This window comes from Paenibacillus sp. 2RAB27 (assembly GCF_052115445.1).
In the GTDB taxonomy this organism is placed as follows: Bacteria; Bacillota; Bacilli; order Paenibacillales; family NBRC-103111; genus Paenibacillus_E.
Genome location: NZ_JBFRGR010000040.1, coordinates 19,438 through 41,075 on the forward strand (window position 1 = coordinate 19,438; position 21,638 = coordinate 41,075).

Sequence of the window (21,638 nt, forward strand, 5' to 3'; positions counted from 1 at the left end):
CCCCTATTAAATTTACAAGTTAGTTCTGGCATTTTATAATAGAGACATGTGTTCTTATCGTACGAACCAAAAGGAGTTAATTCATGTCTTCTACACCTATTTTGAATGATGACCAATGGTCGAAATTGCTTGAATATGTGGCCGAAACGTACAACGAAGTTACGTTAAGTCGGGGCTTTCATTTTTATAAACAGCAAATGGTAACGTCATTGAATATAACTACAGAGCTGAGGAAGGTTAACGCCGTCGTGGAGGAGTTTGGCGAGAAATGTCAGGTTGCGATTGACCTGAATCAATTGAAAGCCAGCTCTTGCACCTGCCCTGTTAAGACCTCCTGCAAACATGTTGCGGCAACCTTAATGGAGCTGGCTGATCGCCAAGGCTATCCAGCCTCCCAAATCATGAATGCCAAAATGGCGTTGAAACGCGTAGCTGCGCAATCCTCCAACGCATCAAATTTGGAGCAACTTCCAGGGATGACTGTGGATGGTTGGCACAAGTTCATGGAGCACTACACCTTTCACCTCAAGCCCTCCTATGATCAATGGAACTATGTTGAATTGCTGAGGGGGCAATTCGCGAATCTCAAGCGTAGATCGATTCCGTTCTCTGAAGCGGACCTGTTTTATTTCGAATTCCATCAGCGATTGTTCATTTTACGCAAAATCGTAGAGCAGAACGCCCAAGCTGGTATCACCTTTTTCACGGCTGCAACCGTCTATCATTTGAGTGATGAGCTGGATGAGTGGTTGAAAGAAACGGCCAAGACGTTGAATGTTGGGCAGCATGAGCAGAGATTAACTCAGACTTCCGCTTATCTTCGCGGGCAAATGGCGATCGAATCACCGAAGAAGCTGCATCACTTCAGGGTGTTTACGACGTTCTGGGCTTATCATGTCCCCATTGAGGCAAGCCTCATCGCTTCAGAGATAACAGCTTTCGAAGAAATGGAAGCGGCAGATCTCTCCTTTTCCCTATGTGCAGGACGAGCGTATCTGTATCTTCGTCCAGGGAACTCACGTCAGGCCTGGGATACATTAGTCTCACACGCAACATTCAAGGAAGCGCCAACGCTTCTGTTCGTACCGTTCCTTGACTACATGAAGCACGCTCAGGATTGGCAAGAGATGGTTCATTGGTTGCTTAGATTGAGTTCTTTCTATCAGGGAAAAAGACATCTCGAAGTTGACGCCTACGTCTCCTATTGGAAGCTGGTCGTCGCTGAACGGCCTGAAGCCGAAGCTGACATGTGGCAGTCGTTAGGAGAGCTTTTGCCAACAACTTACCGCATAATTGAAGATCTCTACTATGAGAAGCGCCAATGGAAGCCGTGGATTGAGATGCAAATTGCACAGGGCTACGACCCTTTTACACATCGCGTTCATGTGCTGCAACCCATTGAGAAGGAGTCTCCTGAGCTACTACTACCTTATTATCACCAAGCGGTGGAGCACTATATTCGGCTCAAAAACCGACATGACTACAAATCGGCAGTACGGCTCCTGAAACGTTTGGAAAAGGTATATAAAAAAATGAAGCAACCCGAACGATGGGAAGCGTTCTTCACCCGATTCGTCAGTCGGTTTAGCAGGCTGCGCGCATTGCAGGAAGAATTGAAGAAAGGGAAGCTGCTAGAATGAGCACCAAACTGCACGAAATGTCGCTATGTATGTCCTTAACAGATAGTGGAGATGCCTTGCTCTGGGGCTTTAAAGATGGCCGAGACGTCTCTGGTGACCACTTCCGCAAGCTCTTATTCACATGGCATGAACCTTCGCTCTATGGCACTTTATTAGAAACGCAGCAAGCTGGCGAGCTTGTCGTGACGATTCTCCCTGCTGAGCAGGTTCTTGCCTTCTTTGCCGAGCCGAATTTCATGGATATTGTCAGTTGGGAAATGGGCACAGAGTCTTCAAAGACGATGTTGCATCTTGCTCCACTTCTCTATCAAGCTGCTCAGAAAGGGCACTATTTACCAAGCTATGAGGATTTCCGCAAAGGTCAGTTAGTATGGACTTGGGATCGGAATGCGGATGAACTTGCGGACGTGGATTCGCGAATGCTCGAGAGCATCGATGACCTTGGCGAGACTGGTTTACGCGCTGCCTTTTCGGCTGCAGTGGTAGAAGCACATTATGCGGATGCGACTGCAATGGCCGATTTACGTCGCGATTATCCGGCTTTATTTGCGACCAATCGGAAAGCTAACACAGCGGACGATTCCCCCGCTGCTTTTACGGAAAATGAATGGCTCTCAGCCATGGGTTGGCGACCAGATTTAGCGCCTTTCCGCCCTGCGCTGCAACTGCTTGAGCCTGATGAGCTTGAAGAAGACTGGCGGTTGCGACTCGTCCTGCAGGACAAGCACGACAGCACTCTGCTCACTCCGATTCGACTGCACGTGGATGGAACAGCTTCAGGCCAATGGGCGTCGGAGTGGACGCCGCATGTGGTGGAGCGTGCACCCGGCTGGGTAACGCGCTTGTTAGAAGCACTTCCCCGTATGGCCGATGACGGGGAACTACTCGCTCATCCGATGAGCGATGATTCGGCTTGGACGTTCCTGACCAAGGACAGCCGGATTTTGCTGGAAGACGGCTGGAACGTCATGTTGCCGGCTTGGTGGGAAGCCGCGGCGAAGCGGAAGCCTCGCCTGAGTGCCAAAGTTGCTGCAGAAGCAGGCAGCGGAGCCGGCGGCGGTGGCAAAACCGAGTCCTTATTCGGAATGAACTCGCTCGTTAATTTCGATTGGCGTATCGCCATTGGTGATTCCGAGCTAAGCGAAGCGGAATTCAACAGCTTGCTAACGCGCAATGAACGATTAGTTCGTTTCCGCGGGCAGTGGATTTATTTGGACCCTGCCTTTCTTGAACAAATCCGTAGGTTGATGGATAGTATTGATCCCGCTGAGGGCTTGTCGCTGCAAGATATTTTCCAGCTGCACCTGTTGAGTGAGCTAGAGCGAGATAAGGTGAAATCCTCCCAATGGGATGGCGATCATCTGGATGAGGTTGATCCTGAAGAAGAAGCTCGTTTACAACTTGAAGTGGAGTTGAACGGACATCTGCTTAAGTTGGTTCGGCAGCTAGGACAGCCATCCGATCTCGAGCTTATCCCCGTACCGCAAGGGCTTCGCGCCGAGTTGCGCGGTTATCAGCACCAAGGGTTTACGTGGTTGACCTATCTGCGAAAGTTCGGCCTCGGTGCGTGCTTGGCAGATGATATGGGACTCGGTAAAACCGTCCAATTCATCACCTATTTACTGCATCACAAGCCGGTTTCTGAGCAGCCTGCGTTACTCATTTGCCCTACTTCTGTACTGGGGAACTGGCAGAAGGAGCTTGCGCGCTTCGCTCCTGAACTGAATGTGATGCTGCATTACGGGAAAGGTCGTTTGGGCGGAGCTGCACTGGATGATGCTTTGCAAGGAGTCGATATCGTCCTGACTTCCTACACGACAGCACTTATGGATCAAGAAACACTTCAGCCGTATATGTGGAGCTCCCTCTGTTTGGATGAAGCTCAAAATATTAAAAATGCCCAAAACAAGCAGTCCGCCGCCATCCGCTCATTGAACGCTGTTCATCGCATCGCTCTCACGGGTACGCCAATTGAGAATCGATTATCAGAGCTGTGGTCCATCTATGATTTCCTGAATCCAGGTTATCTCGGGAATCAGCGCGGTTTTCAAGTTCGCTTCGCGAATCCAATCGAGAAACATCAGGATACTGAACGGACTGCGCAGCTTCAACAGTTGGTAAAACCTTTTATGCTGCGGCGCAAAAAGAAAGATCCTGCCATCCAGCTCGATTTGCCGGATAAGCTGGAAATGAAGGTCTACATCAACTTGACGGCCGAGCAAGGCGCGATGTATGAGCAGACCGTCAAGGATCTGATGGAGCGCATGAAGAAGCTCGAGGGTATGGAGCGCAAAGGCGCGATCCTTGGTGCTTTGACACAGCTGAAGCAGCTGTGTGATCATCCGATGCTACTTACGAAGGAAGCGGAGCTGGCTGAGGAAATGGCTGCCAGCGAGGAAAGCCGCGCAGAGTTAGTGCTGCGCTCCGCGAAGCTGGAGCGGCTCGTTGCCATGGTCGATGAGCTCCGCGACGAGGGCGATTCGTGCTTGATCTTCACGCAGTATGTGGGCATGGGCCGCATGCTGGCGAGTGTGCTCTCCGCGCAGCGCGGAGAGCCGGTGTTCTACCTCAACGGGAGCACGCCGAAGCAGGAGCGCGACCGCATGATTGAGCGGTTCCAAGCCGCTGATGGCGAGGGACCGAGTATTTTCGTGCTGTCGCTGAAAGCCGGCGGCGTCGGGTTGAACTTGACCGCGGCGAACCACGTGTTCCACTTCGACCGCTGGTGGAACCCCGCGGTCGAGAACCAAGCGACCGACCGGGCGTATCGCATGGGCCAAACACGGAACGTACAGGTCCACAAGTTCATCTCGCTCGGCACATTGGAAGAGCGGATCGACGAGATGCTCGAGAGCAAAATGAGCCTCAGCGACAACGTCATCTCCTCCTCCGAAGGCTGGATTACGGAGCTTTCCAATGATGAGCTGCAGGATTTGTTTACGCTGCGTAAATCTTGGTGATTAGCAGCGGCAGCGAAGGTAGCGAAGGACGATTTAAGGCCCGAAATGGGCCTTATCGGCTCCCGCGGCGACGCGCGAACGGACAATAGCGCCCCAAAAGGGCGCTATTGTCTTTGGTCCGCTGCTTCTGCGGCGGTTTCGCCTGACTTAAGGCCCGAAAAGGGCCTTATCGGCACCCGCGGCGGCTCGCGAACGGATAATAGCGCCCCAAAAGGGCGCTATTGTCTTTGCTTGCTGCTCTTCCGCCGGCTTCGCCAGCAGCTCACCTCACTCCACCTTCACTCAACTACACAAAATCTGCGGAGCACGCTACCGAATCTCTATCCACCACTAGCTAGATACGCTTCTATCTTACAATCTACCTGCGTCTAAAACACCACAACTCCTCCGAATGTTATACTAGACGTATATAATTCATCAAATTTCGACATCCACATTCATTAAAAGGAGACCCAACCTTATGTTTCATTCGAAACTTGTCATACCAGCAACTGCCTTACTCCTAACAGCAGCACTTCTCACTGGCGGAGCGTCATCCGTATCCGCAGCCTACTCCCCATCCGTTAACGCGTCAACGAAACTCGTGTACGCTGCCGGCAAAAACTTCACAGTCAAAACGGTAACGGTTGACCTCACTGATCCGACGCTTGAACTTGTTCCGGCCTTAGCCGATGGTGGTATCGGACACGACGAAGCCATGCAATCCATTGTGGAGCGAGAGAACGGAGTCGCAGCGATTAACGGGACATTCTTCAACGCCTACGAGTCTGATCCTTATATCCGCTACCCCAACGGGACGCTGCTGAAGTCTGGTGAGCCGATGCATTCTGGGGAAAATCAGACGCTTTTTCTAAACAAAGATAAGGTGCCTGACATTCAGTTTGTCAATCTCGATATTGCCATTCGCACCAGCGAGGGCAGCGGTACCTACACCATTAATCCTTGGGGTATTAACAAATATTACGGAGACACGAGCACCGACCAGATTGTCTGGTATACGTCAGATTTTGGCCGCTGGATCGGCTTCCCTAATGGCACCAAAGTGGTGATCAGCGATGGACTGGTCACACGCATTACGCAGGATTCCGTATCAGTTCCGGAAGGTGGTTATGTTTTATTCGTTGGTAACAGCGCCAACAATAAGCAGAACGTACTGACCAAACTGGACGTAGGTGACAGAATTACGAAGGATATTATTGCCAAAGGGGAAGGCGGAAGCAGTCTCGACGCCAAAACCTGGCTGTCCGCCATCGGCGTAGGTCCGAAGCTTGTAACGAATGGCGCCTCAGATATCAATGTAAGTAGAGATGGATTTACGGATCCAAAAGTCACACAATCTTCTGCGGCTAGAAGCTTTGTTGGGATCGATGGCTCTAATCAACTAGTCATGGGCACGGTACCTAGCGCTACCTTATCCGAGCTTGCTTCAATTTCGATTGCACTTGGATTAAAAGAAGCGATGAATATGGATGGCGGTTCAAGCTCCGGCCTTTATGCAAACAGCACGATGATRACTTATCCGGGACGGAAGCTTAGCAATGTATTTGTCGTCCGCAAGCTGGAAAAGCCTAAAGTACAAATTGATATTAACGGTCAATATATCTCAGATTTTTCCGGTTTCATCGATAAAGAAACGACGGTCGTCCCGATTCGTCCCTTCATTACGGCCATGAATGCCAAGTTTACTTGGGATGCGTCAACCCGAACGGCAACGATTACGAATGCTGGTGTTACTTTGAAGCTGCAGGACGGGAGTTCTGTCGCTACCGTAAACGGCAAATCCGTTTCTGTCCCTGTTCCCTTGCAAATTATGAGCGATAGCCGAATGTATGTCCCTCTTCGTCTAGTCGCTGAATCGCTCAAAAGCTCGGTTGAGTGGAACAGCAAACTGTACCGCGCATCGGTGCGTTTGCCTTAATTGCATTTTATGATGTTAAAAAAACTGGTAGTTCAAACATGAGCATGTTTGAACTACCAGCTTAATTTTAGGGATCGTAATAATATCGTAATAATCGAGTTCTTTAGATTGTCAATGGCCGCCAAATGGTAGCCATCACTCTATTTTCATTCCATAACACTCCCATCTGTATAAGCATTCAATTGCTTAGACATCATGATGGTGTTCATCGATATGAATCCATCTACGATTTTAAAACCAACTCTATCATAGACTTTAATCGCTGCTTCATTATCACTCAAAACTTCAAGATACATGGAATCTAAACCTAAAACCTCTCTGCTGAACTCACAGATCGCATCTAATGTTTTTCCCCCTAAACCCATCCCTCTAGCAGCGGGATCCCCGATCATAAATCTCCCGAATTCAGCTTCCCTGCCTTCATAATTAATATTGTACAGAGATAATGCGCCAACAGGTCTCAGACGTATTTTCAAATCAACAATAATAAAAAATAGATCATTTTCTTTTTTCAGATAGTTCGTGTACMAGTTCGTTTGTTGCGAGCTCGTAATTAAGCTTTGATCAACAAACCACTTGCGGATCGTGTCTGAATTTCGCCAATTCCTTAGGTCCTCTAGGTCCTCGATTCCAAGAGGTCTTAACATGAAATCTTCTYTTTTAACAACATAATTATGGTCCATGAGTACCCCCAGAATGACTGGTATATTGAATCACCATTTCTGACACATAGTCTACGTCTTTTTTAGTTAAATTTAAATGAAGAGGTAACGAAAGAATCCGTTCATTCAATCTTTTGGCGTTAGGACATGTATGTTGTCCATATTGGTAAAGAGGGTATACCGTATTATCCCTATAATGAACGCCTGGGTAGATACCGCTTTCGTTCAATGCTAATAACACTTCATCTCTATGATCGATTTCAATTACAAACAAATGTCTGGAAGACTCACAATTCGGCGATACGGCAATCGTTCTTATTTGCATGGGAACCTTTTTAAAATGCTGATCATACCAACTTGCGATTTGTCTCCTATAGGCATTATCCTGATCTAAATATTTCAATTGCACTAACCCTATTCCAGCCATAATGGAGTTGCCGTGATATTTATATCCCAAGAATTCAACATCGTATTTCCACTTATATGCACCCTTACTGCTTGTACGTTGATAAGTGTCTTTATTGATTCCGAGCCAGGTCATTTTTCTACAGAGCTCATCGTGTTTTTGCTCTTTAAAGCAAATCATGCCAGAATCAGCTGTCGGTAAATTTTTTACGGCTTGATAAGAATAAACGACCACGTCAGCCTCATGCCCTGGAATTTTGCCATCTACCCTAGTACCTGCCATATGAGCGGCATCTAAAATAATTTTTAAACGATGGACTTTGCATAACTCAACAATTTTCTCGTATTGACCGACATTCCCCCCCAATCCCACGAAAAGAACCGCTTTGGTCTTTTTCGTAATCTTCTTCTCCACATCTATGGGATCTAAGCATAACTGGTCGTCAACATCTGCAAAAACAGGATGAAGATTCTCATACAGGATCGCATGATTGGTTGAAACAAAAGTCAATGGAGTCGTTATAATCTCATCTCCGTCTTCCCACTTATTTTCCATTTTCAATACTTTTAAAGCTAAATGAAGGCCTGCAGTAGCTGAATTAATAAAATGCGCATGAGACAACTGTGTGTAATCTTTCCATTTATTTTCAAATTCAATTGTTTTATATCCCAAACCAGTCCAACCTTTTTCTAAACACTCCCGAATTTCTTCGAGACATTCTTCTATTCTAAATTTGGGTACAAATAATTGGATACTCATGTTGTACACTTCCTTATTCGGCATTAGAACTTCCTCACAGATTGGAAATGATAGCTTCGATCTTTTTCCGCTGCTCGTTGATTTTCGGAACATATTCCGAAAAAGAAGGTAACAAAGTATTTTCAACTAGCCTTTTCAATTGTAAATCAAGCGCAGCCTTGTACCGGTCCGAGTTCTGTAAAAAACCTGCCTCTCTTGCACATATCGTCAATTCGCTCCAATCTGCAAATGAAGATATGCCGAGAGAGTTTTGATTTTGTCCTAGATGTATGCGGAAATAACTGAGTGTCTCAGGTAAATAAACCGCGTTACCTCGAACAAGAAGCGAGAGCCATGTCGCCAAATCATTGATGGTCGTAAACTGTCTGCCACAAAGAATGCCGAACGGTTCTATTAAATCCTTTTTCCGAAAAAGCACAGTTGTCGGCTCTCCGATCACATTATGTCCGTCACTCAATATGTCATTGCCAAAATCAATTCCTTTCAACACCGTCGTCTCATTGAACAATCTTCGTGTTGCATATACAGCAGATCTTTCGTTCCCGGATCCGTCGATCAACTGGCGGTAAGAAGTAACTAACGCGACATCCGGCATCTCCAAATAGCATGCCATCATTCGCTCAATTTTCTCAGGGTGAAACAAATCATCATCCATTAAATAGTTCACATATTCACCAGAGGATAGTTCAAAACACTTGTTCCAATTTTTCACAAATAGCACGGTGTCGTTTTTAACATACTTGATATTCGGGTAATGTGCTAGATAGGGCTGCATCATAACCCATACGCCCATGTTCGTGCTATCGTCACAAATGATGATTTCAATATTTGGATAGGTTTGATTAATAGCACTTTCTAGCGCTAACCTCAAATAATGAGGCCTGTTATAAGCAGGGATCAGAATACTGACAAGCGGCTTATTATCCATATCATTCCTCCATTTAGCATGAAAGGTTATTAGCCAATTCTGCGAATAATTCTCATACTATCGTAATCACATAAATATCGATAATTTGGATTTCTGCACATTTCATCCACTGCTTGTTTGACATCCAGGGAATTCGTATAATCGTGAAATGCTACAATCCCGCCAGGTACTACCCTTACAGCATAGTAATCAATATCATGTTTGACACCCCAGTAACTATGATCCCCATCAATGAATAATGCCGCAATGGAATCAGGGCAATCCTCATAGGCTTCCGTGCTGAATTTGGGGATCGAAATAATCGTGTTCGGCAATTCAATTTTTTCTATATTATTTCGGAATTCTTCCGGCGAGGATATGACGAATGGATCAATGGCGAAGACCTTCTTTTTCTTTTCCGTAAAGAGAGTGCTACCAATGGCCAGGCAAGCGGTGCTTTTTCCTTTATAAGATCCAATTTCTACAATAGCCCCATCTAAGTGATTCACCATAAGTGGAATGTGCAGCAAAGCGATTTGTTCAATATAGGATAGCCACCCATCAATCGTTTGAATAGTATGAAGCCAATAACTTATGCTCAAATGTTTAAGAATATCGATGCTAGGAGATTCTGATTCATCTACCTTACGGATGCTGGTCGTTGTTGCATTGTCGTTTCGGAGAACTTCTGGCAGCGCGCCAGTAAATTTAACTGCTCTTTTCCAAACATAAGGGTGGGTAGGGTGAAGATCTTCGCTGCCTTCCGACCAATTCAGCCACTTATTAGAGTACCAAGCTTCACGGTCAAAATCTAAAGCATGGCCCCACGAATTAATTTTGCGGTATACCTCTTCATCTTCAAGCACATAACTTCCGTGAAAACATAACGAATTGAGTATTTTGACTTTCGCAGCGTATCCTGGACCGCGATGGCTAGTAAACCAAATGTCTCGCTTGCAGTTCATTGCTACATTAGGACGATAACCATGAACACTGGATCCTGCTTCGTTCACTAAGACGTAATCCCAAGATTTCCAGAAATTGCACCAAGGGGTTTCATAACAGTCATAATCAGGTTCGCCGCTGATATCTTCAATCATCCTTCCATAAGCTTCAGTTGTATAGAATTCATCTGCATCTTGAACAAGTAAGAAATCAAATCCATCTTCTTTGGCTTTTTTCAGACAAGCGTTCCTCTGATCGTGCTCCCAGTCCCAAACTCCGTGGATGATCTCTATTTTATCAGCATATTTGGATTCCATTAATATACTAAGATCAGCAGTGTTAGTCATGTCATCTCTGGCTTGAGGATTGTAACTCCACGGGACTTTGCTGTATGCGACGTAAATCTTTTCAACAAATGGATCGCAATTTTCTAACATCTTTAAAATAAGTTTCTTTGAATCAAAAAGGAGAATATGTGCCGCAAATCTTTTAGGTGTTGTAACCATTATTTTCTACCACCCTCACTTTGAAGTTTATCTGCCTTCAATTCCAATTGAAACAGGATATCGCTTACTGTCCTGATTTCTGCTTATGATCCAGTTGTTTCGATAACATGCTCATAAATGTAAATGTTTCTCCTTTAACCGGATGAACCCAATAATAGTGAGACTCTAATTTTGCCGCCTTCATTTCATCGAAAGAAATAGGTTTTACAGTACGCACGTATTGCAGGCTTTCTTCATAATCCCAAGGATACTCCCGGCACTTTCCTCCATATTTCATAACGAGTGTGGCATAGAGCATTTCTTCCATTGCAAAGGTATTCGTTGCAGCTAATAATTGCTCTAGCTGATTAAAATCGGTCTCATCGACTATTTTCCTAACTATGGAGCGACGATAAACTTGTGCTGGATTAAAATAGCGGACAAAGTAGTTTGTCTGGAAGAACGGTTGCCAGCGATGCCATTCGTTCCACAGCGTAACCCCCGGATAAAATTGTGGATTATCATGCGCTGAACGTTGCATTTGCATATGAGCTCCCATGCAGTCATAGCCTTCCATTACCTCTTCGATGAATGACTCAAAACCAGGCTTGATAAAAAGTACGTCAGAGTCCAGGTTAATGAGGTAATCGTATTCAATGTTCGTTTCTTCAAGCCAATGCATGACATCATATAGAAATCTGCCTAATTTCCCATATTGTAAAGGCCTGCTGTACGGACAAATGGGAATGCCTTGGCAACTGCCGAAGTCCCTATTTGCACCTCCGTTGTATAAGACAATCTTGACATTAGGAATGTAATGTCGAATATTTTTTATTTGCTCAGTTAGTACGCGTTCGTCCTCATGTGCCAATATTGTAAAACAGATCATATAGTATCACATCTTTCAAGATAGTTTGAACCAGCTTGAGTATTCGTTTGAAACCCGTGTGTCGCTATCCGATATTTTAAGTGAAATTACGGTGAATGTAGCTGCCATGTTTATACGTTATTCGCATATATTGATGGTTCATCATCCAAGAGTCCACCCGTTTCTCGAACAATTCGCCTCCGTATGCTGGGTACCTTTGCGATGCCGGATGTTTTTCATTGTAAATGCGTGCTCTGAAGTCCTCAGTACGAATCAAATAGCATTGATCCGAAAAGCCATACCCAACATAAAACCGATCATTCTCCTCTTTAGATTCCTGCTTCACATATTCGTAGCTAAAGTTCCAGGTCGGATTTGCAACTTTAATCCTGGGATCATTTTCCATATTTAGAAGCGCTGGCTCCACCCATTCGAGCGGCCCCTCCAGGATCGAGTCGCTTGAGAAATGAAGCAAATAATCTGCCCTGCACAAGTAAATAGCGACGAGCTCGGAAATGGAATAATAATATCCTCCGTTAAAACTATCCTTATCAATTCCAAAGAAGTCCAGCGCCTCCCTTGCATAATGATCTACGAGGGTATAGGAAGTAAGAACACCTTTCTGAACTAACTTGTCGGCATAAAAGCTAACCTCATCCGGATCGTTCACGTTATTGATGTATAAAACTACTTCCTTGAACTGAAAACAATTGTAACGAAGATTAGCTTCCAGTCTCGGTGTTTGAAGAAGGTAACGCCAATCCTTTTCATAGCATTTCGTCTCAAAGGTCACGTCCCACCGTTTCATATAACGCCTCCTTTCTCAGACACTACGAAAACCTTGCTCCTAAGATATGCCCTGGCAGGTCCGCCTGCAACGGCTAGAATCACTTTTCATCCATTAATTCCCAAGAAGGGGCTTGTCAATAATCCCCTCAATTAGCGAAATTTTATTACCAGTACTCCATGGCACTAAAAAAGACAGCTTGTAAGTAGAAGATCTACTTATAAGCTGTCTTTTTATATCTAAAATATATGGCCAATCCAACCAATCTAGCTTAGTGCAAACCTTCTAGCGCAACGTCTGTTCTTGTTTCATGATGTGCTTCTGTTTTGCCGCGGCGCAGGAAGAGTCCAAGAACTACTCCGCACATCGCGATAATCATCATACATGTGAACGTATATCCGAATGCATCAGGAGCTACGGATAGCATCGACTTTTGCATATCTGCAGGGGAACTCATTGGAAGCTTCTGCTCGGTAATCAACGTTGTCACACGTGAAGTCAGAATTGTAACGACGATAGCAACACCGAAGGAGCTAATAACTTGCTGCATCGCACTTGTCAACGAAGTCACTCGGCTGACGAGGTCTTGCGGAGCTTTTTTGATCAAATGGGAGTTGATTGGCATCATCATGAGTCCCATACCCGCTCCAGCCATCGCTAGTGGTAGAATGAGATCTGTTCTTTGTGTGCTCAGATCCAAATGAGAATATTGGAAAATCGCCCCTGACACCAGGGTAAGACCGATGACAACTAACCAACGAATACCGATTCTATCAAATAAATAACCACCAATTGGCATCATAAGTCCAGACGCGATCGCTTGCGGGAACAGGGTCAAACCGGTATCGAATGCACCGTAACCACGGGCTTGCTGCAGGAATTGCGGAAGAAGGAAAATCGCGCCAAACATACAGAATTGGATCACCCATTGAATGAATATACTAAAGGAAAAATCGAATGATTTAAAAACGCGAAGCTCAAGCAATGGAATTTTCGTTCTGAGCTCAACGATGACGAAGGCAATCAATGCAACGGCACCAACGATGATACCGCCAAGCGCTTTATCGGACGTCCACCCTGAAGCACCTTGTGAAATACCATAGGATAGCGAAGCGAAAGCAATCGGACCCAGGATCATCCCTGGCAGGTCGAATCCGGCAACTTTTTTACGCGCCACAACAGGTAATTTCCATAATCCGAAAATTAAGCTGAAAATACCGACAGGCAAATTAATTAGGAAAATCCAGTGCCACGAATGGTATTCCACTAACCAACCTGATAAGATTGGCCCAATAGCTGGTGCTAATAAAATAGGTACGCCAAGCATACCCATCACTTGCCCAATCTTGTTAGGCGGACTAAGTCTGTATACATACGCCATAGCGACTGGCATCACGAAGCCTCCGCCTAAGCCTTGCAGAATGCGGAAAAAGATCAACATTTCAGCTGTGTTTGGCGTCGCACATAAAAGAGATGCAATCGTAAATAAAAATACGGATGTAAGGAAAACATTTTTCGCTCCAAAACGGTCAGATAACCACCCCGCTAATGGAATTACCGCAGCGGATGCCAGCATATAGCCTGTTACCGCCCATTGAATTGTAGGTAGATCAGTTTTGAAGTCAACCACTAACTTCGACAATGCAACGTTCATTGCTGTCGTGTCGAGGATAACCATGAATATGCCTGTGATAATGGCGATTAACGGCACCAGAATGCTCGTAATCTTAAATTCCGGCTCACTTCCACCGGATACAGCCGTTTGACTCATCCTAACTCCTCCTTAGACAATCTCTCTCTTCACGTGTTACAATATAGGGGACAATTGTCCGCTACCTCATATTACGGACAATTGTCCGCAAAGTCAAATAAATTTTTTATGGACGATCTTTCTACCAGGAGGAACGAAAATATGACACATCCAGATGATCATCAAGGAGTCTGTGAACTTATAAAAGAAGCCATTCCACCAAGCAGCCGCCGTGGAGAACGTGATACGGAATATCGCCGACGCATCCTATCTGCTGCGCGCACGCTTTTAGAAACGAATGAAATAGAATCCGTCACGATGCATCAAATTGCGAAGGAATCTGGCGTGGGCCAAGGAACCTTATACCGCCGCTATACCCATATAGGCGATGTGTGCAGCGATTTGATCAAATCTACGACTAATCGGTTTATTGATATGATGGAGGAGAAGTACCGCATTGCTGGACCTGTAGAATCAGGACTAGCGCAGCTATCCGCTTGTATCCATGATGTCATTGATTTCGTTGACGAGAATGTCAGCCTGTTATCTGTCATCTCTTCCATGCATGCAGACAAGCGCAACTACAGCATTCACAAAAAGCCTTTTTTTGTCAGACTCCACAATATCCTAGCTCCACTCATCCAAAATGCCATTCAAAATGGCGAGATCGAAGATATTGACGTCACATTGACGATCAATACGCTGCTCATTTCCCTTTTTCCAGAACAGTACACGTACCATAGAGATGTACTTGGCTATACGAAGCAGCAATTTACTGAAGGCATATGTCGACTCTTTGTAAAAGGAATATAAATCGATGAAATCAGATATGAATGCGAGCCAACGTACCTTTTGGAAGAAATATATGGCGAAAGCCAGAATAGATGTCGACTATGCGGCTTACACAAAAGTATCACGTAGTTGGAACGATGAGAACCCGGCATGCCCTGTCAATCGGCTGTATTTTATTATRGAAGGTGAAGGTTTTGTTAAAATAGGCAATCAAACCTATTATCCTCGTCCTGGCGAGCTCTACCTTCTACCTGCTGGCAGCGACCAAGCCTATGGCACGATTAGTGAGGATACCTTCGGCAAGTATTGGTGCCATTTCACTGCGAAAATCGGTGATTTGGATCTCTTTCAAATTTTGCACACCAGCCCTTCGATTGTCGTTAAGGACGCGTTAGCCCTTAGGCAAACGTTCGAAAAGTTGATTGCTTATCGTCACAGCGATGCTTTATCCGCCGAATTCCGGGTGACAGGCGTCCTTCATGAACTAATCGCGGATTTCATAGATGGCAATGCTGCCGTGAAGCTGAATTTGGCTACTACGCCAACCCACGAGAAAATGAGTGTAGTTCTGAATTACATGGAGCAGCATATGGCTGATCAGGTTTCGATTGAAACGCTTGCCCAGCTCGCTCATTATCATCCGAATTATTTCATCAATGCGTTCAAACAATTTACGGGATACTCCCCGATCCAATATATGAACCATCTGCGCTCGGAAAAAGCGAAAGATTTGCTCCTGACAACGGAGCTGAATGTCTCCCAAATTGCCGATTCCTTCGGCATGGAATTATCGTATTTCTCCCGCATGTTCAAGGAACAAACGGGATTTAAACCAACGGCGTTCCGCGATTTGCGGCCGCGGTGAGTTTTGGATGCGGTTGGAGGGCGAGACAAACATCCACATCCACCGCAACACTCACACCTGCTCCTGTATCCAAACGCCTCCGCGCCAAATTTAACTGTAAATTAGGTAGTTAATTTCTTGTAAAACTAGCTAAATAGCGAAATAGATGGATAACCTCCATCTATTTTCGAGAGATTTGCCATTTACAGCTTGATATGGCAGGATTAGCTGATCTTTTTCCGTTTATTTCATTATTAAAGATGATTTCGAGAAAATTAGATGTATGTTTTCCATTTAATGGTGGTGGGCCTGGTGGACGTTGGTGGGCCTGGTGGACGTGGTTGGCGTGGCTGGTTTGCAAGGGGTTAGTTACTTGGGAGTTGGTCGCTTAGGTTAGCGAGTGAGAATTACTTGGGAGTATTAGTTACTTGAAAGAATAAATAGCTATGAATAGCAGAATAGTGGCGGTTAGCCTGCATATTCGTTCATAAAGGGAGCTTTCAGCGGTAATCGTTACCGATCCAACGGTGAGGTACCACTTCCCCATAAAACAAGAACCCCCATCACATCGATGGGGGTTCTTGTTGCTAGCATCTTACGGATAAAAAGCATTCTTCGCCGTCGTCGTTGGACACCAACGCGCGTTAAGCAGGAACTTAATGAGCGTGTCTTTCGCACGCTCCGTGCCAACATAGCGTAAGGATTCCGCCGCATGCGCACGCACGTAGCGATTCTCATCGTCCAGAGCGATTTCCAATTGTGGAATCGCTGCTTCTGCACTTGCCCCTAAACGGGACAGCGCCAAGCTGGACATGAATCGCACCTGTGCACTTTCATCCTGCAGAGCGTCCCCTAAGCACGCCACCACTTGATCGTGGCCAGCTTCCATAAGACCAAGGGCATCAACGACAGCGCAGCGGATCGTCTCCGACGGATGCTGCATCAAGTTAACAAGTGCAGGTACTGCCTCGCTTGTGAGGCCTCTCAATTCACCCAGCGCGAATACGGCATTCGCGATGACTTCCTCAGAATTCGCTTCCGCCGCTTCATTCTCCCCTGCCGTCAATGCTGCAACCAATCCGCTAACAGCTTCACTTCCCGCAACAGATAAGCCATACGCAGCGAGTCGCGACACATTTTTATCCTCACTATGAAGGGCTTGAAGCAATGCGTCTACGCCACTTTGACCACTTGCCGCAAGTTCGTAAGCTGCATTAATGGCACTAGGCTCAAAACTGCTCAACCCCGCGCTCAATTCCGCGATTCGCTGCGGATCAGAAGTAATCGTGTTAGCGATGCTGCCCACTTGTCCCGACAGCCAATTCCACGTCTCTTCCCACATCAAATCGTGCTCACCTATCGGCAGCTGTAACCCCTCAGGTTTGCGCCAGCCGCTTTCTTGATTATCCCAGCTTGGCGATTGTGGCAGCTCAGTCCGCATAAATTCAAACTTCAACATATAGCGAGGCTGACCCAACACATTTGGAGTGGAGCGGTGCCAAATATCATAATGAATCAGCGCAAAAGTCCCCGCTTCCCCACTCGCCAAAACCTCACCCTCTGGTTCATTCCCTTCAAAAGTACGAGATTCGTAGTTTTGCGTACCTGGCAGTACGCCAGTCGGCCCTAATTCCACAGGTGTATCCTGTGGGAAATACATAATCATCGCCCATTGCGGGTGATGGTTGCGCGCCCTTTTGTAACCCCAATAGCTATCTTTATGCCAACCACCAGCTACGCTAGATGCATTAAAATGCCCATGCCGATGCGCATGCATCATATAATTAGGTCCTAGTACACTCGTTAACGCACCTGTTACAACGGGATGATCGAAAACCTTGCGCAGCTCGCGGATTCGAGGTAAAAGATTATTGCCAGGATTGCCTTCTTCGGTGTAAACCGTGTTCAATTGCTCTACTAAACTTTCATGGAATTCACGCGGAAAATCAGTTTTAAGAATCAGGCAGCCATTCGTAATAAACGTTCTCATTTGCTCATCAGTCAATAATAAAGGTGTGTTGCTTTGCATTGTCTCTGCCTCCTTGGCATGTAGGAATAAGTGAACCATGCTTTTATTATATGAATGATGAACCGGACATTAAATAAACAATCTTAATCCGTGCTAGCACAAAATTAAGGTATTATTATCCGCCTTACACTTTGCGACAATGATCTTAATCTTGTTGCAAATCAGGCGTTCAGTATTAATCACATCGATCCTACCTTATAAAAGCGCAGGCATAACGTAGCTATAGACGGCAATAAAGTGGCAGGTACTTCCCGCTAGCACAAACAGGTGCCAGATCGTGTGATGATAGCGCAATTTGTGCCAGAGGAAAAAAGGTACACCGCCAAGATAGCTCGCCAAACCGAGCCCCAGCCATGCAAATGCCATATGTGGAAGTCGCACATAAAGTGGGATAATGAAGAGCATCATGAAAGCTCCCATGCCCAGATACATTATTAGCCCCCAGGGCATAAAACGTTGAATGATATAGTGCACATACCTTACGCCGCCGAAGGCTAGCGCCCAAATGACAACGAGCAGCTCAATAGCAACGCGGCTATGCCAGGTAATGAGCAGGAAAGGCGTATAGGAACCCGCCATGGCGATGAATATCGCTGCGTGGTCCAGTTTCTCAAAGCGCTTCCCCCACTTGGGTGAACGCACAGCATGCAGGAGCGTCGAAGACACATAGAGTAGGCAAAAGGAAATTCCGAACACCGCGTTGCTCGCAGTGTACAGCCAATCTTCAAAAAGCACAGACCGCTGCAAGAGCAGTATGAGCCCATAGACGCTTAAACACACGCCAATCCCATGACTAACCGTGTTTAAGCGTTCCTCTTTGCGTGCAAGTTGTTCCTCCATGGGCCAAGACACTCCCCTCGCTTGTTTGTCCTAGTTTTTCCCATGGAGGTAGCGCGTATGTATGGAATGTGGGGCAGTTGCTGCTGCTCCACCCGAGATAGTCGGTTTCACCGACTATCTACCCTCCAATTGCCGCTGCTTCTCTCGAGATAGTCGGTTTCACCGACTATCTACCCTCCAATTGCCGCTGCTTCTCCCGAGATAGTCGGTTTCACCGACTAACTACCCTCCAGTTGCCGCCGCTCCTCCCGAGTTAGTCGGTTTCACCGACTAACTACCCTCCAATTGCCGCTGCTTCTCCCGAGTTAGTCGGTTTCACCGACTATCTACCCTCCAATTGCCGCTACTCCACCTGAGATAGTCGGTTTCACCGACTAACTCCCCTCCAATTGCTGCTGCTCCTCCCGAGATAGTCGGTTTCACCGACCGTTTGCCTCAGTTTTTGCCATGCAAGAGGGCTACCGCCTTTTCAGTAAACATGAACTTATGGCTTCTGGTTAACCCGCCTCCAATGGGTTGAACTAGTCCTCTACCTTCTAACCTTCGTAAAATTTTTCCACATGCATCTCTTTTAAGCTGCAACCATTGGCTCACTTCCGTCACTTGAAAAGGTTTATTACATAGCATAGCAAACCTCAATGCCTCCCGCTCATACACCGGCAACTCGAGCAACCCTGCCGCCTTGACATTACCGAATCTGCCTATCCATTCATACAGATTTCTTTGGCAGAAACTCGCTTTTTTCTCGAGCTCGTCTCGGCTATATGGGAAATACGTGTACCCGAGCATCGCAACGCTTCGAGCACGTGCCCTTTCGAATGAGAAGCGATCTCTTGTAATTTTCTCAGCGTGTGTGACAAAACTGTCTTCTTCGAACACGATTCGCAGCTTGGGATGACACACGTCCCCATATATTTTCACTCAGACAAACTTATCATTTCAAATTCAAGTTCCAAACCCTCAAACGTCCCCAATACCGGCAACACGACCTCCTCCAAAAGCTTCTTCGTTCCCGTCAAATCMCTTCGCAGCATTTCCAGTCTCTGACCTTGTGCATTTCGAACTTGCTCACTCCAAAAGATCTCATACTTCTTCTCAAACAACTCAACCGCCTCCTAGAAAAATAAAAACGCCGCCAACTCCAACAAACAGGAGCTAGCGGCGTGTGCTTCACGCTTAAATGATTGCTTCTTCACAATACCAAACTCTAGGACACTTCGCAAAACAAACTTGATTCTCTTCCTGAAAGACAGCGTCTTAATGTCGTACTTTTCAAAGTTGAGAACCTTCATGTTCCTTCTTCTTTTTAAGCAGCAAGGCAGCCAACTCTTTATGATGCTTGAACATGATGAGTAGCGTATTTCCCACCCAGATCCACAGCAGCATCGCCGCCGCATCCCTCACATACAGATAAACACCTAACAGTAGCATCCCGATCACAACCTGCTGACCATCTGCCTCCGAAGATATCGGCTTCCATTTGTTAATCATCTTCATCCCACCAAGCATGACAGCCAAAATAACCGCCAACGCAAGTGACACTTCAAACTGTGTCAATCCACTCCAGACGCCGAAAGTGACAGCGATGGCTTTGCCCCCTTTTCCACGCAAAAATGGCGAAAATGCATGCCCAAATATCGGTGCTAACGCGATTGGGATCAATCCATACCCTGACATCCCTCCAACTTCCACCGCCAATCGAATAATCAGATACCCTTTGATAAAATCAAGCAATACCCCAGCAATGCCCAGCCGATATCCCGCCGCTTTCCACAAATTAAGGGCACCTGGGTTGCCGTCCCCGACGGTTTTTAGGTTTTTGCGAGCTAACCGACCTAACCAGTAACTAAACATGAGCGCACCTGATACAAAAGCACAAATCGTCCAAACAATGATCATTGCTCTCGCCTGCTTCCTACTTTGACATGCCGCCCTTTCCAGGCCACATGCCCTAGAAATACGACCTGATACATCGAGTACAGCATGACCATAATGAAAAATAACGTCGACACGATGTGCAGCCCGGGCGTAACAATGCCGAAAATTCCAACGTATTTTACAAAATAAAAAAGCTGCGCCATGTATAAGAGATAGCCGATGAATAGCGGAATGCCCCATGATGTCGCTAGGAAAAAAGGGAATGCTGCTGAGAGAACCAGCCCAATCACCCAAATAGCGGTTAGCGTAAGGGTACCTGCTTTAAGTTTAGACGTGCCTAGGACAGCGCCTTTGCCGAAGCCTTGAATTTGACTTTTTAGACCCTGAGGATACATTCTAAAAGAGACCTGTCCATAGCCGATAAAATTATTCACCGGAATACCTGATTTTGCATACGTAGCGCCGAGATTCAGGTCGTCCAACATTTCTGATTTGATGCCTTCGTGGCCTTTGATCGATTCGTAATCTTCCCTAGTCGTCAAAATACAAGACCCATAGAGGCCTTTCTGTTTATTATTTTTCTCAAAAGGAGACGTAAACGCAAATACACCGAGCACATTGAAGATGAGCGCTAGTTTCTCTCTTAGATTCTCTGTGTAATGGTAGGGAACGATCGACAGGACTCCACCTAATTTATTCCGTGTTTTTACCAAACATTCTAATGCTCGAGGTGCAAATCGAATATCGGCATCCAGGAAAGCAATAAGATCGCCGGTGGCGTGGGAATAACCGTTCCATACTGCCCAGTTTTTGCCCGTCCATCCGTCAGGCAGTTGAGGATTAGAAATCACGGTAACGCCGTAACTTTCAGCGATTTCCTTCGTGTGATCCTCCGAAAAATCATCCACCACGATGACTTCATAGGGTTCCAAGGTTTGGATTTTCAGGGCATGAAGAAGGTGAGGGAGATTGTCCGCTTCATTCCTAGCCGGAATAATAACAGACAACTTAACTTCATTCAGAGCTTGATCGGTGCTGCGCGGTATCACTTGTCTTCTGAAGATCAAGAAACCAGACAGACACCCTACGACACATATGACTAGTAACGTCATCCTTGGAACTCCTCCTTCACATCTCACTGTTAACGGATCCTGAGCGAGACATTAAT

General features: G+C 46.1%; 18 protein-coding genes. 5 read left to right on the plus strand and 13 right to left on the minus strand.

Translation table 11 applies throughout. The features are described from left to right. The first annotated feature begins 83 nt into the window (after nucleotides 1–83). The 3 genes from AB4114_RS30960 to AB4114_RS30970 all read left to right on the plus strand — a co-directional run bounded on the left by AB4114_RS30960 (nucleotide 84) and on the right by AB4114_RS30970 (nucleotide 6,518). Nucleotides 84–1,640, plus strand: a complete 1,557-nt coding sequence (locus AB4114_RS30960; protein ID WP_441991859.1) for a hypothetical protein — start codon at nucleotides 84–86, stop codon at nucleotides 1,638–1,640. Further along, a complete protein-coding gene (locus tag AB4114_RS30965) occupies nucleotides 1,637–4,600 on the plus strand; it encodes a DEAD/DEAH box helicase (RefSeq protein WP_441991860.1) in 2,964 nt (987 codons plus the stop codon). The genes AB4114_RS30960 and AB4114_RS30965 overlap by 4 nt, the downstream gene beginning before the upstream one ends. A 460-nt stretch (nucleotides 4,601–5,060) precedes the next feature. Further along, nucleotides 5,061–6,518, plus strand: coding sequence for a stalk domain-containing protein (locus AB4114_RS30970; RefSeq protein WP_441991861.1), 1,458 nt, complete (start codon nucleotides 5,061–5,063; stop codon nucleotides 6,516–6,518). 146 nt (nucleotides 6,519–6,664) lie between these two features. Here the strand turns inward: AB4114_RS30970 and AB4114_RS30975 are convergent, their stop codons facing one another. From AB4114_RS30975 to AB4114_RS31005, 7 genes are all read right to left on the minus strand, one after another. Further along, nucleotides 6,665–7,165: a GNAT family N-acetyltransferase gene (locus AB4114_RS30975; protein WP_441991862.1), complete on the minus strand. Its 501-nt coding sequence runs from the start codon at nucleotides 7,163–7,165 to the stop codon at nucleotides 6,665–6,667. Nucleotides 7,166–7,190: 25 nt separating this feature from the next. Next, complete coding sequence (locus tag AB4114_RS30980) at nucleotides 7,191–8,345, minus strand: DegT/DnrJ/EryC1/StrS family aminotransferase (protein WP_441991863.1); 1,155 nt, start codon at nucleotides 8,343–8,345, stop codon at nucleotides 7,191–7,193. Between the two features lie 34 nt (nucleotides 8,346–8,379). Beyond that, nucleotides 8,380–9,273, minus strand: a complete 894-nt coding sequence (locus AB4114_RS30985; RefSeq protein WP_441991864.1) for a glycosyltransferase family 2 protein — start codon at nucleotides 9,271–9,273, stop codon at nucleotides 8,380–8,382. Between the two features lie 29 nt (nucleotides 9,274–9,302). Beyond that, nucleotides 9,303–10,703 carry a class I SAM-dependent methyltransferase gene (locus AB4114_RS30990; protein ID WP_441991865.1) on the minus strand — a complete coding sequence of 467 codons (1,401 nt, stop codon included), beginning with the start codon at nucleotides 10,701–10,703 and terminating at the stop codon, nucleotides 9,303–9,305. Nucleotides 10,704–10,767: 64 nt separating this feature from the next. After that, a complete protein-coding gene (locus AB4114_RS30995; protein ID WP_441991866.1) occupies nucleotides 10,768–11,571 on the minus strand; it encodes a hypothetical protein in 804 nt (267 codons plus the stop codon). A 76-nt stretch (nucleotides 11,572–11,647) separates the two neighbouring features. Beyond that, nucleotides 11,648–12,358, minus strand: a complete 711-nt coding sequence (locus AB4114_RS31000; protein WP_441991867.1) for a hypothetical protein — start codon at nucleotides 12,356–12,358, stop codon at nucleotides 11,648–11,650. A gap of 250 nt (nucleotides 12,359–12,608) precedes the next feature. Beyond that, the gene (locus AB4114_RS31005; RefSeq protein WP_441991868.1) at nucleotides 12,609–14,108 is read right to left on the minus strand and encodes a DHA2 family efflux MFS transporter permease subunit; all 1,500 of its coding nucleotides are present in this window, start codon (nucleotides 14,106–14,108) and stop codon (nucleotides 12,609–12,611) included. A gap of 141 nt (nucleotides 14,109–14,249) precedes the next feature. On the opposite strand from AB4114_RS31005, the gene AB4114_RS31010 reads away from it, so the two are divergent. Both AB4114_RS31010 and AB4114_RS31015 read left to right on the plus strand, forming a co-directional pair. Further along, nucleotides 14,250–14,900, plus strand: a complete 651-nt coding sequence (locus tag AB4114_RS31010) for a TetR/AcrR family transcriptional regulator (protein ID WP_441991869.1) — start codon at nucleotides 14,250–14,252, stop codon at nucleotides 14,898–14,900. A gap of 4 nt (nucleotides 14,901–14,904) precedes the next feature. Beyond that, nucleotides 14,905–15,744 (plus strand): helix-turn-helix domain-containing protein, encoded by an 840-nt coding sequence (locus AB4114_RS31015; protein ID WP_441991870.1) that lies wholly within the window; start codon nucleotides 14,905–14,907, stop codon nucleotides 15,742–15,744. Nucleotides 15,745–16,318: 574 nt separating this feature from the next. On the opposite strand, the gene AB4114_RS31020 is transcribed toward AB4114_RS31015, so the two are convergent. The 6 genes from AB4114_RS31020 to AB4114_RS31045 all read right to left on the minus strand — a co-directional run bounded on the left by AB4114_RS31020 (nucleotide 16,319) and on the right by AB4114_RS31045 (nucleotide 21,582). Next, entirely contained in the window at nucleotides 16,319–17,752 is a 1,434-nt protein-coding gene (locus tag AB4114_RS31020) for a HEAT repeat domain-containing protein (protein ID WP_441991871.1), read from the minus strand. 195 nt (nucleotides 17,753–17,947) lie between these two features. Continuing rightward, nucleotides 17,948–18,592 (minus strand): PAQR family membrane homeostasis protein TrhA, encoded by a 645-nt coding sequence (gene trhA, locus AB4114_RS31025; protein ID WP_441991872.1) that lies wholly within the window; start codon nucleotides 18,590–18,592, stop codon nucleotides 17,948–17,950. 435 nt (nucleotides 18,593–19,027) lie between these two features. Beyond that, entirely contained in the window at nucleotides 19,028–19,513 is a 486-nt protein-coding gene (locus AB4114_RS31030) for a hypothetical protein (protein WP_441991873.1), read from the minus strand. After that, on the minus strand, nucleotides 19,510–19,695 hold the full coding sequence (locus AB4114_RS31035) for a hypothetical protein (RefSeq protein ID WP_441991874.1): 186 nt from the start codon (nucleotides 19,693–19,695) through the stop codon (nucleotides 19,510–19,512). The genes AB4114_RS31030 and AB4114_RS31035 overlap by 4 nt, the downstream gene beginning before the upstream one ends. Before the next feature lie 169 nt (nucleotides 19,696–19,864). Then, nucleotides 19,865–20,491, minus strand: a complete 627-nt coding sequence (locus AB4114_RS31040) for a glycerol-3-phosphate acyltransferase (protein ID WP_441991875.1) — start codon at nucleotides 20,489–20,491, stop codon at nucleotides 19,865–19,867. Further along, the gene (locus AB4114_RS31045) at nucleotides 20,488–21,582 is read right to left on the minus strand and encodes a glycosyltransferase family 2 protein (RefSeq protein ID WP_441991876.1); all 1,095 of its coding nucleotides are present in this window, start codon (nucleotides 21,580–21,582) and stop codon (nucleotides 20,488–20,490) included. Before AB4114_RS31045 ends, AB4114_RS31040 begins: the two co-directional genes overlap by 4 nt. Between the last annotated feature and the right edge of the window lie 56 nt (nucleotides 21,583–21,638).

Coding starts and splice junctions, on each gene's coding strand:
- AB4114_RS30960 (WP_441991859.1), top strand. CDS start 84: ATGTCTTCTACACCTATTTTGAATGATGACCAATGGTCGAAATTGCTT.
- AB4114_RS30965 (WP_441991860.1), top strand. CDS start 1,637: ATGAGCACCAAACTGCACGAAATGTCGCTATGTATGTCCTTAACAGAT.
- AB4114_RS30980 (WP_441991863.1), bottom strand. CDS start 8,345: ATGAGTATCCAATTATTTGTACCCAAATTTAGAATAGAAGAATGTCTC.
- AB4114_RS30985 (WP_441991864.1), bottom strand. CDS start 9,273: ATGGATAATAAGCCGCTTGTCAGTATTCTGATCCCTGCTTATAACAGG.
- AB4114_RS30990 (WP_441991865.1), bottom strand. CDS start 10,703: ATGGTTACAACACCTAAAAGATTTGCGGCACATATTCTCCTTTTTGAT.
- AB4114_RS30995 (WP_441991866.1), bottom strand. CDS start 11,571: ATGATCTGTTTTACAATATTGGCACATGAGGACGAACGCGTACTAACT.
- AB4114_RS31000 (WP_441991867.1), bottom strand. CDS start 12,358: ATGAAACGGTGGGACGTGACCTTTGAGACGAAATGCTATGAAAAGGAT.
- AB4114_RS31005 (WP_441991868.1), bottom strand. CDS start 14,108: ATGAGTCAAACGGCTGTATCCGGTGGAAGTGAGCCGGAATTTAAGATT.
- AB4114_RS31010 (WP_441991869.1), top strand. CDS start 14,250: ATGACACATCCAGATGATCATCAAGGAGTCTGTGAACTTATAAAAGAA.
- AB4114_RS31020 (WP_441991871.1), bottom strand. CDS start 17,752: ATGCAAAGCAACACACCTTTATTATTGACTGATGAGCAAATGAGAACG.
- trhA (WP_441991872.1), bottom strand. CDS start 18,592: ATGGAGGAACAACTTGCACGCAAAGAGGAACGCTTAAACACGGTTAGT.
- AB4114_RS31040 (WP_441991875.1), bottom strand. CDS start 20,491: ATGATCATTGTTTGGACGATTTGTGCTTTTGTATCAGGTGCGCTCATG.
- AB4114_RS31045 (WP_441991876.1), bottom strand. CDS start 21,582: ATGACGTTACTAGTCATATGTGTCGTAGGGTGTCTGTCTGGTTTCTTG.